The following is a 14,377-nucleotide window of genomic DNA, read 5'->3' on the forward strand; positions in this document are numbered from 1 at the left end:
CGGACGTTGTAGTACAACGTCCCTACGAACTACTTCAAATAAACAACAAACAATTCAACAGTACTATGAACAAGAAAATCACAGTGATCGCCGGCGACGGTATCGGGTTAGAAGTAACAGGCATCACTCAAAATATATTGGAAATTATTGGTGAGCGTTTCGGACACTCATTCGAATTCACTCCAGCGTTAATTGGTCACGCAGCCATTGAAGCCACAGGCGAACCTTGTCCACAAGAGACAATCGATACTTGTCGTGCTTCTGATGCAGTTCTTTTAGGTGCTGTAGGTATGCCAATGTATGACAACAATCCTAACTTGAAAGTGCGTCCTGAACAAGGTCTATTGAAGATCCGTAAGGAATTAGGTTTGTTCTCTAACATCCGTCCAATTAAACTTTTTGATGAGTTATTGTATACATCATCCATCAAACCAGAAATCTTACAAGGTTCTGACATTATCTTCTTCCGTGAATTAACTGGCGGTATCTACTTCGGTACTCCTCGTGAAAGAAACGAAGACGGTACTGAGGCCATCGATACGCTTCGTTATTCTAAAATGGAAGTTGAGAGAATTGCTCGTCAAGCTTTCGAATCAGCAATGACTCGTCGTAAGAAACTTTGTTCAGTAGATAAAGCGAATGTATTGGAATCTTCTCGTTTATGGAGAGAAACAGTACAAGAACTTTCTTCTGAATACCCTGAAGTTGAAGTAACTCACATGTTCATCGACAACGCAGCAATGCAGTTGATCCGTGACCCAAAACAATTCGACGTAATTGTAACTGGTAATATGTTTGGTGATATCCTAACAGACGAAGCTTCTCAGATTGCGGGTTCTATGGGTATGTTGCCATCTGCTTCAGTAGGTTCTGAAATTGGTTTATACGAGCCAATCCACGGATCTGCTCCAGATATTGCAGGTAAAGGAATTGCTAACCCAATTGCTTCTGTATTATCAGGTGCTTTATTATTAGATATCTCATTTGGTCTAAAAGAAGAAAGCGATGCTATTATTAGTGCAGTTGCTCAATTCTTAAAAGACGGATATAGAACATTAGATATCGCAACAGATACAACTCCTGAAGATAAGCGTATGAATACTGCACAAACAGGAGAAAAGTTAGCTGAACTTTTAGCATCAGTTGCAGTATAAAAAAAATACTATCATAATCCAATTGATTAACTGAAGAGGCTGTCTCATTTTATGAGATGGCCTTTGTGTTTATATGCTTATCAATCAACAATAACTAACTGAACGAAAACCAAAAAATGAAAGGTAAATTAGTTTTGCACTTTTTCGGAACAACTTGATCCAAATTAGGTAAAAGAAACTTTGATCTACCCCGTTTGAATAGGTAAGTAAAAACAAAAATCAAATCTAAAATTCAAACTAAAGGAAAAATGATCAAACAATTATCAAATCTATTTTTACTACTTTCAATCGTAGCTTTCGTTTCTTCATGTAATTCTGCAAATGATGAGGTGGATCCAAATTCTCCAACACAAGGTGCTGTAGAACATTACTATAATATCACCACAGCTGGATTAAACGCTACAAAACAATTTGTTTCGGTATTCAATGTAGAAAATGCTGAAAAAATTGAAGATCTAAAACTTTTTGAAATTGGTAAAAATGAATTTATCAATATCTATTTAAAAGATGGTAGTAGAGTTGATATCACAGACCAACAAGAGGGAGGAAACCTTTTCGAAATAATGGTTCAACAACCTTTTGCACTTTCTGATATCGATTTCAAAAAACATACTTATAGAAACATGGATGATGAAATTCAATTATTGAAAACATCCATCAAAGTAGTTTTTGAGATCATTGAAGAAGAGCCTTCAATCATTGCTTATGAAAACCTAACTACTGTAGGTGTTGGTGCATCAAAACAAAATGTAAATGTTTATGATGCCAATGAATCTACAAACGACAGCGATTTCGATCAATATGTTATTGGCGAAAATAGATTCGTAAATATCTATGTAAAGGAAGGAGAAGATGTAAATAGAGTGGACGTGACTAACGTAGAACCAAATACTACTTTAAAACAACTTTTAGAAGAACAAGGCATTGATTACGATCAATTATCTAATAATCGTCATAATTATAGAGACGAGGAAGGTAGTTTAGTAAGTGTGGCTACTTCAATTAAGGTTGTAAAATAGACTAGATTCTTTAATAACCCCAAACTTAACCCTGCCTATAAGTTTTAGGTAGGGTTTTTATTTTATGTCCATTTCGTAACCTAATTTATCTTTTTCATATTCTGCAATAGATAATGGTTTTAGGCTCTTGATTAATCGAATACTATGGGTGCTTCTAAAGTAACGAACATCGATTAAGGTGTCTTTAAATTGAAAAGTAGAATAGCCCCAATCGTATAAATCATATCTTGAATCTATGGTTTCTCCATAGTGGGTAATGGACTCTACTACTTTAAAATATTTTGATAATGCCTCGTTGTATTTTTTAAACCTCACTTCCTCTACATAATATTCGTGTCCATTTCTAGTCACATGATATTTATCCTGAAGCTGACCATAGGCAATCCAACGATCTTCTTTTAAGTAGATCATTATTCCTATTATCACAATGAGAACGGCAAATAATAACATAGTTTTTTCTTTTAGTATTTCATATCAACACAACAAATTTACTTTTGATGAGACTTTTTATAAAGGTAAAAACCTGCCTTGGATGGTAATTTTACTCCAAGACAGGTTTTTAAAATTAAGATTAGATGATTCAATTTTTAGAAATTGAATTTACCATTGTTATTTTTTGCCTCCGCATCTGGAAGTATTTTTTCGATGGTATCCCAATGCTCTACGATTTTACCATTTTCCACTCTGAAAATATCATAGAATGAAACATGTTCTTTCATAAATATTCCTTCTGAGACTGAAATCACAAAGTTTCCATCAGCAAACACTTTATGATTTTTTTGATATACCATAGGCATACCTGCTTTGTTAAGTGACTCTATAGCTTCACCTAATCCAGCCAATCCATCTTTTACTCCAGGGTTATGTTGGTCGTATTTTTCAGTGGATACATAATCTGTGATTTTCTCTGGATGTTTCCCAAATAAAACATCGTTGATAAACTTTTTCACCATCTTCTCATTGGCTTTAGTTTTATCAAGATCTGTAACTTCTGTTGGACCATCTATCTGAGATCTACCTGACGCATTTTCAGACACTTTCTCTTGAAGATTATCCCAATGTTCTACAATTAATCCGTTTTCAAATCGGAAAATATCAATACCTATTTTAGGACCAAAGAAATTATAATCCGTGTGTGCAATTACAAAATCTCCATCTTCGAAAACTCTTACAGTGTTGACCTTTGCAGAGCCTTTAGGAAGTTGTTGAAGCACTGCGCCAAAACCAGCCAATCCATCACCTACTGATTGATTGTGCTGAATGTACTTTTCTGGGTTGACATATGCCATTGCTGAGGCATCACCTGTCTCGATGCTTTTTAAAAGAGCAACTACTTTTTCTTTGTTAGAAATTTCCATCTGATTAGCGTTTTTTGATTGAGAATGAGCATTTGATAAGATAAATGCGAATAAAGCTAGCGTTAAACTGTAGACCTTTTTCATAGCGAGATTAAAATATCAGTTAAAATTAGTACGTTACAAAGGTGATGGAAATAGAATGGTAAATAAAGGTAGTATTCCTCCGTTTAATGATACTTTTACTCCTTTTTAGAATTGACCTCTAAAATCTAAAGGTGTTGTTCCTGTATGTCTCTTAAAATACTTGACAAAATTCGTAGGTTCATCGTAACCTAAATCGTAAGCAATTTCTTTTACCGGCTGAATCGTATGTGATAATAATCTTTTAGCTTCTAATACAACACGCTTATCGATTACGTTCTTTGGAGTCTTCCCTAAGATCTCTTTGGTAGCTTTATGTAGTTGTTTTTCTGATAAGTTTAACTGACCTGAATACCACTTTACAGACTTCTCTTTTTTATAATACTCCTCTAATAACTCCCTAAAATTATTGACTATCGTTAATGCAGGACTAGGTGCTAATTCTTTTACTCCTTGTTTTCTTAATGCTCTTTCGGATTGTAATAAAAAGAGATGCACCAATTTTTGAAGCATCATTTGATGTGACTCATCTTGTCTAAACTTACTTTCTTCGGTAATCTGATCAAAAATAACTTTAAGTTCCTCTTCAAAATGTATGGGTGCAATCTTAGCTATACCATATAGATCATTAAATAAGATCGACGATTTGATGTATTTAAAATCTAATACCGACTGACAAAAAAAGTTATCCGTAAATATCAAAGATTTTCCTTTGTAGTCTCCTTCCTTATCATATAAATTCACACTTTCTATATCAATAAATATCAAAGAATTTTTCTCTACTTTAATAGGTTTAAAGTCTATATAATGCGTACCATATCCTTCTTCAATCCATAAAACATGATAAAAACCTGCTCTATGTGGAGTAGTTATCATATCGAATTTATTATTCATTAGATACTCTAAATCAATGATCTCAAACTCTCCATTAGGGGTTTCTTTTATTTTGTATTTTTTGATTTCACTTTCCATCTATTCTTCAAAAAAGGCAAAAGTCTTCGGATTTATATTTCAAAAGTTACATTTTGGTTAACATAATTTAATCCATATAAATTCATTATTTAAATTCTTAAATTGATCATGAAATATATGATAGCTCACAATCTTGTTTACCTAACAAGCCACACAACTACAAAAAACGATGAACCATTTATTATTACCTACAGATCAAAAGACTTCTAAAAGTAAAGAGGTATTAAAGTATGCCGTAATCATCGGTGTATCTTCAGTAATTAATTACCTAATTCTAGACAATTGGATAACAATTCAAAAAATGCTCTCCAATTTATTCTAAACTAAAAAAAACGAGATAGATTCATAAAAATCTATCTCGTTTTTTATTTAATAACCGGCCGCTTGACCATCTTTTCGACTTTCGCTTGCCCCTCTGTAAACTTTATTTTCAGCATCCCAAAGAATGGCTTGATATCCACCATAGGCTCCTCGAACGAAACCTACTTTATGTCCTTTATCCATTAGTCCCCGAATAGTCTCGTACGAAATACCCGATTCAATTCTGATCATACCTTTATTTGTCGTCTCCTCTCCCATTGGCGAGGCTCCACCTGTATGATCCCATCGTGGTGCATCTCCTGCTTCTTGTAAATTCATACCGAAGTCAATTAGATTCATAACAATCTGCGTATGACCTTGTGGTTGGAAATCTCCTCCCATCACCCCAAAAGAAACATAAGGTTGCCCATCTTTAGTAATAAAAGCTGGAATAATCGTGTGAAAAGGTCGTTTTTCTGGCTCATATGTATTGGCTTGTCCTTCTTTTAAAGAAAATAGTTCGCCACGGTCCTGTAACATAAAACCCAATTTCGGCGGCACCATTCCCGATCCCATTCCTCTGTAATTACTCTGAATTAAAGAGATCATATTTCCTTCTTTATCAGCTACCGTCATATAAATTGTTTCTCCAGCACTAATTTGTCCTGCGTTATAGGTAGATGCTTTTTCTCCTATCAAATTTCTTCTTTCCTCTGCGTATTTATCAGATAATAATTCTTCGACGGGAACATCATAAAAATCCATATCCGCATAATATTTGGCTCTATCCTCAAAAGCTAGCTTTTTCGCTTCAGTAAATAAATGAAGATGTTCAGCAGATCCGAATTCAATATTCGAGAAATCATATCCTTCTAAAATTTGTAGCATCTGAAGGGCTGCAATTCCTTGTCCATTAGGGGGAAGTTCCCACACATCATAACCTCTATAATTTACCGATACAGGTTTTAACCATTCAGAATGATGATTTGCCAAATCTTTCTCACTTAAAAAGCCTCCTTGTTCTTTGATAAACTTCCCAATGGTCTTTGCGATATCACCTTTATAAAAAGCATCTCGTCCACCTTCAGCAATTTTCTTGTAGGTATTGGCTAAATATGGATTTTTATAAATCTCTCCCTCATTCGGTAACTTCCCATTATTTTGATTGATATATGTATCCTTGATATTCGGGAAACCTTTATCTATATATCTTGGTATTGATTTCTGAATGTACCAAGCAATCAGCTCCGTCAAAGGAAAACCACTTTCTGCATAATTAATAGCAGGTGATAATAGCTCTGACATCTCTTTAGAACCAAACTTTTTATTTAGTTCGAACCAACCGTCTACTGTTCCTGGAACACTTACTGGCAATGGCCCTAAAGCAGGAATTTTATCGTATCCATTCTTTTTGAAATAGTCAAGCGTAAGCTTTTTTGGTGATCGACCACTTCCATTTAAAGCATATAACTTTTGTGTTTTAGCATCCCAAACAATAGCGAAAATATCACCACCAATTCCACATCCTGTCGGTTCCATTAAACCCAATGTAGCATTAGCTGCTATGGCTGCATCGATGGCATTCCCTCCACTTTTTAAAATATCCAATCCGACTTGAGTGGCTAATGGATGAGAAGTAGCCACCATTCCATTTTGAGCTAATACTTCCGATCGTGTAGCGAAAGTTTTTCCAGTAATTCTATCTTGGGCGATGGTTGATATGGAAAAGATCATCAACCCCAAAAAGGAGAGTAATGTTGTTCTGTTCAGTTCTTTCATTATTGAATTGGATTAATATGTTTTTGTTGATTTTTTCAGATAGCATATATCTAATTATATCAGTTGATAAATATACAATTTACAGTCATCAATCTATAAAATCAGTTTTTGTTTATTCGTTAGTTGAAAAATATACGACCTACGTTGAATTAACTAACATGTTATTAAGGTATTGTTTTCATTTGTACTACATCAAAGGCTTTAAAAGAGCGAACGACCAAAAAATTGTCAAATGAAAACTTCCATAATTCTTCTCTTTCTGATTATTTCCTCCTCTATGTGGGCACAGACCATCCCTATAAATGGCACAATATCCTCTAAAGGGAGTCATGAAGCTTTAGTGAATGCACTCATTACCGTAACAGATGCCGATAGTAAATATCAAGTGCTTTCTGATTTAGATGGGAATTTTAAAATGAACATCAAAAAGAAAGGAAAATATACGCTTGAGGCCATGTACTTAGGCTATAATAACCTATCACAAGATCTGATAATTTCTGATGAAAATGGACACCAAATTCATCTTGAATTAACGCCTATGTTTACCGAACTCAATGAGGTCGAAGTGGTGGCTGATGTTCCTATTGTGATTAAAGAAGATACCATTCAAATTTCATCAAGCAATTATAAAACGCATGAGGATGCAACAGCAGGCGATCTCGTCACCAAAATGCCGGGTATTGATAAAGATAATGATGGTAATATTACAGCAGAGGGAGAAACTGTAAGTAAAGTACTTGTTGATGGTAAAGAGTTTTTCGGCAACGATCCAAGTACCGCTATGAGTAATCTTCCTGCGGATATGATCGACTATGTTCAAATCATTGATGAGAAAAGCGATCAGGCTCAGTTTACTGGTTTTGATGATGGAGAAAGAAGCAAAACCATCAACTTTGTGACGAAAAAGGATGCAAAGTATGCTTATTTCGGAAAAGCTGAAGCAGGTTATGGTTCTGATGAACGTTATAGTGCAGGTGGTAATCTCAATATTTTCAAGGGCGAACAACGACTTTCTTTTATCGGTATGTCCAACAATGTGAATCAGCAAGGATTTATGTCGGATAACCTTTCTTCGGGATCATCTAGAATGAGGAGAGGTAGAGGGCGACAAGGTGGAGGAAATGCTGGAATGGATATGTCGACCAACTCCAATGGAGTCAATACAACTCATATGTTGGGAACAAATTATATTGATTCTTGGGGAGAAAAATGGGATGTAAATGCGAGTTATAGCTATAAGGTCATCAATAATGAAACAGATCAGGCCTCAACTACGGAGTATATTGTTTCTGAAAATAGTAATCAGATAGTAGATGAATTGTTGGATATGGATTCTCATAAAGAAAACCATAACTTCAATATTCGACTTGATTATGAAGCGAGTCCTAAAACAACGATTCGTATTCGTCCGGTCATCAAACTCGAAAATGGAAATGCCAATACTTATAGTTTATCCAATACTTCTTTGAAAGACGGAGATGATTTAAACAGTTCGATGCAGTCGAATTTTACATCGACCAATTCGGCTGATATCAATAATAGTTTTCTCTTACGTCATAAATTAAATGATAATGGCAGAACCATCGCTTTGGATTGGAAAGTGTATTATCATAATGACGAGACGTTTGAAAATGCACTTACCAACATCAATTATTATGGGCAAAATGCAGAAAATGATTCTACTGCACAGAAGATCTTAGGTGATACAGAAAAGTTCAGAACATCAGCCAATTTGATATTCACCGAGAAATTAGCCAAAAACCTTCAATTAAAACTGAATTATTTCCAAAGTTGGGAGCAACAGAAATCAGACAGAAAAACTTATGATATGCTAGATCCTTCTGTTGAAGATGGCATTTTCTTAGAGGATCTTTCCAATACATTTACCTCCCATCAAAACATTTATCGTCCGGAAGCGGGGTTGATGTACAAGAAAGGAAAAATTAATATTACGACAGATCTGAAATATCAGTACTCGACCCTATTTAATGAGAGTGAGTACCCACAGCAATCCAATACCGAAACTACTTTTGGATACTTATTACCAAGCGTACATGTCAATTACACCTTTGCGAGAACGAAGCGAATGCGATTGTCTTATCAGAAAAACGTCAGTTTACCATCTGTTACGAATCTTCAAACGGTGGTCGATTTTAGTGATCCTCTGAATGTATCAACTGGTAACCCTTATTTGGAAGGAGAGGAAAATCATGTGTTGAGATTGAACTATAGAAACTTCAATATTTCTAAAAAGCAGATGTTCTTCGTTAATTTATCGGCAACACAAACGGATAATAAAATATCGAATTATACGATTATTGCGGAGAGTGATACTGTCATCAATAATGTACCTTTAAAGAAAGGGTCTTCTTATACTGCTCCAATTAATTTAGATGGTTACTTAACTGCTCGAGGAGTAATGGTTTTTGGAACACCTATCAATCCATTAAAAACCAATGTAGCATTTACGACCACAGGCGGATACACAAGAAACGTGGGTATTACCAATGATATCACTTCTTACACTTTCGATAAAAGCTTAGGACAAGGCGTTAAGTTCGCAAGTAACATCAGTGAGAATGTAGATTTTAATATCTCGACTCAGTTTACTTATCACTGGATCAATAATGATCAGAATGCCACTTTAAACGGTAATTATTTACACAACAATTTAAGAGCAAGTCTTACTGTTGAACCCATCCAAAGATTAGTATTGAATACCTCATTCATTGGCAATATTTATACGGGTGATGACAACCTTATCCAAGACAATATCTATAAATGGAATGCGGCTGTAGCTTACAAACTATTCCAAAAGCGTCAGGGAGAAATACGCTTCACAGTATCTGATATTCTAAACCAAAACAGAGGAATCACCCGTACTGTGACTGAAAACTATATTCAGACAAGCACTTACAACATTGTTCCTAGATACTTTATGTTGTCGTTTATTTACCGTCCTAAAGGGAAAACGAATCCGAAGGAAGAAAGGAGAAGGGGGATGATGGGGCCGCCGCCGGGAAGATTTTGATTAGGTAGCAGGTAGCAGGTAGCAGGTAGCAGGTAGCAGGTAGCAGGTAGCAGGTAGCAAAGTTAACGCTCGTTTTTAATTAGGAATTAGGAGGTAGGAATTAGGAGTTTCTAAACTAACGCTCGTTTTAACTAAGAAACTAAGGAACTAAGAGGGAAAGTTGTTTTTGAAAGTAGAGTATCAAAAGCCCCGTAATTTATTGCGGGGAAAGTTTTTGAGGTAAGAGGTAAGAGGTAAGAGGTAATTTCAATTATTGAGATTGTATTATCAAATGACAGACTTGCCTTTTCGAGGCGGTGTAACCCCTCGAAGTTAACTACACTGAATTAATTAAGATTATTAATACCAAATTTTTTAATAAATATAATTGTGATGATTTTCCACAACGAGGGGTGCAACCCCTCGAACACCAAGGGCGACAGCACATAACCAAGAGATAAAAAGTAATTTAATTTTATGATAAAAATGAACAGATATATAACAACACTTCTGATCTTGATGCTAAGCATCACTGTATATGGGCAAAGAGGTCCTCGATTTTTTATGAAAGGTCCACAAGAACTTCCATCAGAATTAGTAGAAGAATTACAATTTGATGACACCGAAAAGAAGAAAGTCAATAAGGCTTTTATGAAGTTCCAAGAGGATGTAATGACCATGATAATGCTTGCGAGAGAAGAAGGTGAAGTTGATCGTGATGAGATGAAAAAAGAAAGCGATAAGCTGAAGTTAAAACATCTTGAAAAAGTAAAAGACCTTCTTGATGATCAAAAATACGAGCAATATAAAACCTTTGTATTGATGGAAATGAGAGAACAGCAACAATATATTTTAGAGCTTAAATTAAAACTCACTCCAGACCAAAAGGATAAATACGATGCCATTACGACTTCATCAAAAGCGACATTTACTCAACTTAGGGAACAATTTGAAGGTGACCGAGAAGGAATGAGAGAGGCGATGCAAAAGGTACAAAAACAACAAATGATGATGCTTTCGTCTGTATTAACAGAGGAGCAAATGAGTATTTATAAAGAATCGATGCAGCAGAGACGTGGGAGGAGGCAATAGAAAGTTTAACTAATAAGTAATAACTAATAGGTAATGAAAAATCCTTATTCCCTATTAGTTATTACTTATTACATTAAAAAAGCCCCTTCAAACATTTAAGTTCGAGAGGGCTTCTTATATATCTCAGAAAACGCTTAGTTAATCGTCCTAACTGCTTTTCCTGTAAATGTTTTTCCTATGAAAGGTGAATTTAGAGATTTCGATTGAATGTCCTCTTTTGTAAATGTCCATTCTTGAGCTGGAGCAAATACCGTAAGACATGCTTTCTCTCCTTTTTCGATTTTTGGTGAGGCTAACTTTAAGATTTCTCTTGGAGTTGAAGTCATTTTTTCAACGATTAAGTCTACACCTACATCAGTTGGTTTGTTTGAAACTACATTAGCAAAAGCGGTTTCTAAACCAATGATACCGAAATCGGCTAAATCAAATTCTAATCGTTTTGATTCTGTATCATGTGGAGTATGTGATGATACAATCGCATCGATTGTTCCATCTTTGATACCTTCCCAAAGTGCATCAATATCTTTTTGAGAGCGGAAAGGAGGCCATACTTTTTTGTTTGTATCAAAATCGCTTAATGCTTCATCTGTCATTGCCACCTGATGTGCAGCAATATCACAAGTAACATTGAGTCCGTCTGCTTTCGCCTTGCGAATTAAGTCGACAGACTCCGCAGCGGATATATTAGCGAAGTGGATTCGTCCACCTGTATACGTTAATAATGAGATTAATTTCTGAATGCCCAACCACTCAGCGATGTTAGGAATACCTCTTGTCCCCATCAAAGTACTTGGTACGCCTTCGTTCATGTGTCCATCCATATCCAATGTTTTCTCATTGGCCATTTCTACCAACAAGCCATCGAACTTTTGCATGTACATAATCGCCCTTTTCACCACACCTAAGTGCCATGAATGATGAATACCATCTGTAAAAGCTACTGCACCTGCTTCATGCATATCGATCAACTCGTTCATCTCCTCGCCTTTTGTGTTTTTTGTTAAGGCACCCATCGGATGGATATTTACTGGAGCAAAAGTACTCATTTGTTTTACGAAGTGAATACTTTCTTTGGATTGAATGGTCGGATTGGTGTTTGGAAGGGTAGCAACATCGGTAAAACCTCCGAATTCAGCCGCTTTACAAAGGGATGCAATGTCTTCTTTGTGTTCATCACCCGGCTCGTTTAATGTCGCACGCATATCTACCCAACCTGTAGAAACCCAAAGGTTGTCGCCTTCGATGACTTCTGCAGAAGATGCGGTAATTGGTGATTCGGATATATCAGAAATTTGTCCGTCTTTAACGAGGATGTTAACGACTTTTTGATGAAACGGGGAAGCTGAATTTGATACTCTAACTTTGTTGAGCAATATTTCTTTCATGATGTTGTTACTCAAAATACAGAAATTAAAACTGGCTACATTCTATGTAAGCATTTGATAAAAATTAGCTTAGTTTGAGTAGTAACCTCACAAATGTAGTGTGTAAAACGGATTTAGAAAAAATTAAAACACAAAAAAAGAGACACTTTATAAAAAGTATCTCTTCTTTTTAGATTTGTTCAAAGTTGTTTCACCAAACGGCAGACTTGAAAGTTACCATCTTGGACAACATGAACTGCATCCATAATATTTTTTACGAGTCTTAAGCCCATACCGCCTTTGCGGTGCTGCTTAATAACATCAGTAATTTCAGGGGAGTGATATGTTTTAATATCAAAGGCATCGCCACCATCTTTGATTTCAATAATCACTTCATTTTCAGAAGTATTGAATACAGAAACTTGAATTTCTTTTGATGGATCACAGCTATTAGAATGAATCATTCTATTGGCACAAACTTCATCAACAGCAACAACAATCATGTCCCTCTGTGCATGAGGTACGCTATATTCATCCAATGACGAAAGTATAAACTCTCGTATTGTATGAAGATTGGTTGTTTCACAATTGACTTTTTTTGTAAACATTGCCTGTTTTAAAGTGTTTGGATGGCTTCTTCTTTATTAGAGGCCAAGTTTAAGAATTGGTCTACCCCTAAAATTTCAAAAACGCTTTTAATATTCTCTGCAACGTTAAACAATACCATAGAAATGTTTTTCAGTTGAACGTCATCTAGTCTTGATGTAAAAACGCCAATACCCGCAGAGGAAATGTAAGTTAATCCTACACAGTCTATTAGTAGCTTCGTTTCTCCATTATCAATGCATTGCTGTAACCTTGTATCTAACTCAACAGAAGAGCTAGCATCAAGCTCACCTACCACACTAATTAACGTGAAGTCACTTTCTTGTATAACATTAACGTCTACTTTGGTCATTATTTATACGGTTTTATAAAATTAAGGTTACCCTTTAATCTTATTTTTTTACAAATTTTCTAAATAAAAGAAACAAAGAGGACATTTATTACGTACTCTTTGCTTCTTATATTTTCTTGTTATCCTTAAAAAGTGCTCGAAAACCTTCTTTTTTTTAAAAAAAGTAGATTTATATCACTTAAATAAAAGATGTGCTTTTTAGTTGATAAACTTCTAAAATCAATAAAGATTAAAGAATCAACATGGCATCACCATAGCTAAGGAAACGATATTTTTCTTTGATTGCTTCTTCGTAAGCTCTCATTACTAAATCGTAACCGCCAAAAGCAGCAGCCATCATTAGTAAAGTTGATTTTGGTTTGTGGAAACCTGTTACCATAGAAGAAACGATTTTGAAGTCGTATGGAGGGAAGATAAATTTATCTGTCCAGCCCTCATTCGCTTTCAACATATTTGATGCTGATACTGATGTCTCCAATGAACGAAGAGCAGTAGTACCTACAGCACAAACATTTTTCTTTTCAGTTAATGCCTTATTTACCACGTCTACTGTTTCCTGACCAACACTATATTGCTCAGAATCCATTTTGTGTTTTGTAAGGTCTTCTACATCTACATCTCTGAAAGCACCTAAACCAACATGTAAAGTAATCGGAGTAATCTCTACAGATTTGATCTCCATTCTCTTTGCAATTTGAGGAGTAAAGTGTAAACCTGCAGATGGAGCAGCAACGGCACCTTTCTTCTCAGCAAAGATTGTTTGGTAACGCTCTCTGTCCGAAGGCTCCGCTTCACGAAGTAAGTCTTTAGGAATTGGAGTCTCTCCTAGTTCTTCGATAGTTTTGTAGAATTCCTCGTCTTCACCATCTACTAAGAAACGGATCGTACGGCCTCTTGAAGTTGTGTTATCGATAACTTCAGCAACTAAGCTACCATCACCAAAATAAAGTTTGTTACCTACACGGATTTTACGAGCAGGGTCCACCAACACATCCCAAAGATGAGATTCTTTGTTTAGTTCACGTAACAAGAATACTTCGATTTTAGCACCTGTTTTCTCTTTATTTCCATAAAGACGAGCAGGAAAAACTTTAGTATCGTTCATTACCAAACAATCACCTTCGTCGAAATACTCTACGATGTCTTTGAACAATCTATGCTCGATTTCGCCTGTTTTACGATGAAGAACCATCAAACGAGCTTCATCTCTGTTTTCTACTGGATATTGTGCAATCAGATCTGATGGCAGATCAAATTGAAATTGGGATAGCTTCATGGAATGAAATTACG

13 protein-coding genes are annotated in these 14,377 nt (G+C 35.5%); 5 read left to right on the forward strand and 8 right to left on the reverse strand.

Annotation, left to right across the window (positions count from 1 at the left end; genetic code table 11):
• Nucleotides 1-65 precede the first annotated feature (65 nt).
• Both leuB and MY04_RS15200 read left to right on the forward strand, forming a co-directional pair.
• Nucleotides 66-1,154: a 3-isopropylmalate dehydrogenase gene (gene leuB, locus MY04_RS15195; RefSeq protein ID WP_066210917.1), complete on the forward strand. Its 1,089-nt coding sequence runs from the start codon at nt 66-68 to the stop codon at nt 1,152-1,154.
• Nucleotides 1,155-1,402: 248 nt separating this feature from the next.
• Nucleotides 1,403-2,173, forward strand: a complete 771-nt coding sequence (locus tag MY04_RS15200) for a hypothetical protein (RefSeq protein WP_066210919.1) — start codon at nt 1,403-1,405, stop codon at nt 2,171-2,173.
• Between the two features lie 57 nt (nt 2,174-2,230).
• Here MY04_RS15200 and MY04_RS15205 read toward each other — a convergent pair whose 3' ends face one another.
• The 3 genes from MY04_RS15205 to MY04_RS15215 all read right to left on the reverse strand — a co-directional run bounded on the left by MY04_RS15205 (nt 2,231) and on the right by MY04_RS15215 (nt 4,584).
• Entirely contained in the window at nt 2,231-2,584 is a 354-nt protein-coding gene (locus MY04_RS15205) for a hypothetical protein (RefSeq protein WP_169055537.1), read from the reverse strand.
• Nucleotides 2,585-2,760: 176 nt separating this feature from the next.
• A complete protein-coding gene (locus tag MY04_RS15210) occupies nt 2,761-3,615 on the reverse strand; it encodes a nuclear transport factor 2 family protein (protein WP_066210923.1) in 855 nt (284 codons plus the stop codon).
• Nucleotides 3,616-3,720: 105 nt separating this feature from the next.
• Nucleotides 3,721-4,584 carry a helix-turn-helix domain-containing protein gene (locus tag MY04_RS15215; RefSeq protein ID WP_066210925.1) on the reverse strand — a complete coding sequence of 288 codons (864 nt, stop codon included), beginning with the start codon at nt 4,582-4,584 and terminating at the stop codon, nt 3,721-3,723.
• Between the two features lie 169 nt (nt 4,585-4,753).
• Between MY04_RS15215 and MY04_RS15220 the strand changes: the two genes are divergently transcribed.
• Nucleotides 4,754-4,906, forward strand: coding sequence for a hypothetical protein (locus MY04_RS15220; RefSeq protein WP_158297722.1), 153 nt, complete (start codon nt 4,754-4,756; stop codon nt 4,904-4,906).
• Nucleotides 4,907-4,953: 47 nt separating this feature from the next.
• Here the strand turns inward: MY04_RS15220 and ggt are convergent, their stop codons facing one another.
• On the reverse strand, nt 4,954-6,663 hold the full coding sequence (gene ggt / locus MY04_RS15225) for a gamma-glutamyltransferase (RefSeq protein WP_442899781.1): 1,710 nt from the start codon (nt 6,661-6,663) through the stop codon (nt 4,954-4,956).
• Nucleotides 6,664-6,895: 232 nt separating this feature from the next.
• Between ggt and MY04_RS15230 the strand changes: the two genes are divergently transcribed.
• Together MY04_RS15230 and MY04_RS15235 are read left to right on the forward strand one after the other, a co-directional pair.
• Nucleotides 6,896-9,694, forward strand: a complete 2,799-nt coding sequence (locus tag MY04_RS15230) for an outer membrane beta-barrel protein (RefSeq protein WP_084005910.1) — start codon at nt 6,896-6,898, stop codon at nt 9,692-9,694.
• Nucleotides 9,695-10,159: 465 nt separating this feature from the next.
• On the forward strand, nt 10,160-10,765 hold the full coding sequence (locus tag MY04_RS15235) for a hypothetical protein (RefSeq protein ID WP_158297723.1): 606 nt from the start codon (nt 10,160-10,162) through the stop codon (nt 10,763-10,765).
• A gap of 134 nt (nt 10,766-10,899) precedes the next feature.
• Here MY04_RS15235 and MY04_RS15240 read toward each other — a convergent pair whose 3' ends face one another.
• From MY04_RS15240 to queA, 4 genes are all read right to left on the reverse strand, one after another.
• Nucleotides 10,900-12,150, reverse strand: coding sequence for a dihydroorotase (locus MY04_RS15240; protein ID WP_066210931.1), 1,251 nt, complete (start codon nt 12,148-12,150; stop codon nt 10,900-10,902).
• Between the two features lie 179 nt (nt 12,151-12,329).
• Complete coding sequence (locus MY04_RS15245) at nt 12,330-12,737, reverse strand: ATP-binding protein (protein ID WP_066210933.1); 408 nt, start codon at nt 12,735-12,737, stop codon at nt 12,330-12,332.
• 8 nt (nt 12,738-12,745) lie between these two features.
• Nucleotides 12,746-13,087: an STAS domain-containing protein gene (locus MY04_RS15250; protein WP_066210935.1), complete on the reverse strand. Its 342-nt coding sequence runs from the start codon at nt 13,085-13,087 to the stop codon at nt 12,746-12,748.
• Nucleotides 13,088-13,316: 229 nt separating this feature from the next.
• The gene (gene queA / locus MY04_RS15255; RefSeq protein ID WP_066210937.1) at nt 13,317-14,363 is read right to left on the reverse strand and encodes a tRNA preQ1(34) S-adenosylmethionine ribosyltransferase-isomerase QueA; all 1,047 of its coding nucleotides are present in this window, start codon (nt 14,361-14,363) and stop codon (nt 13,317-13,319) included.
• Nucleotides 14,364-14,377: the final 14 nt, after the last annotated feature.

It is taken from the genome of Flammeovirga sp. MY04, from assembly GCF_001682195.2.
In the GTDB taxonomy this organism is placed as follows: Bacteria; Bacteroidota; Bacteroidia; order Cytophagales; family Flammeovirgaceae; genus Flammeovirga; species Flammeovirga yaeyamensis.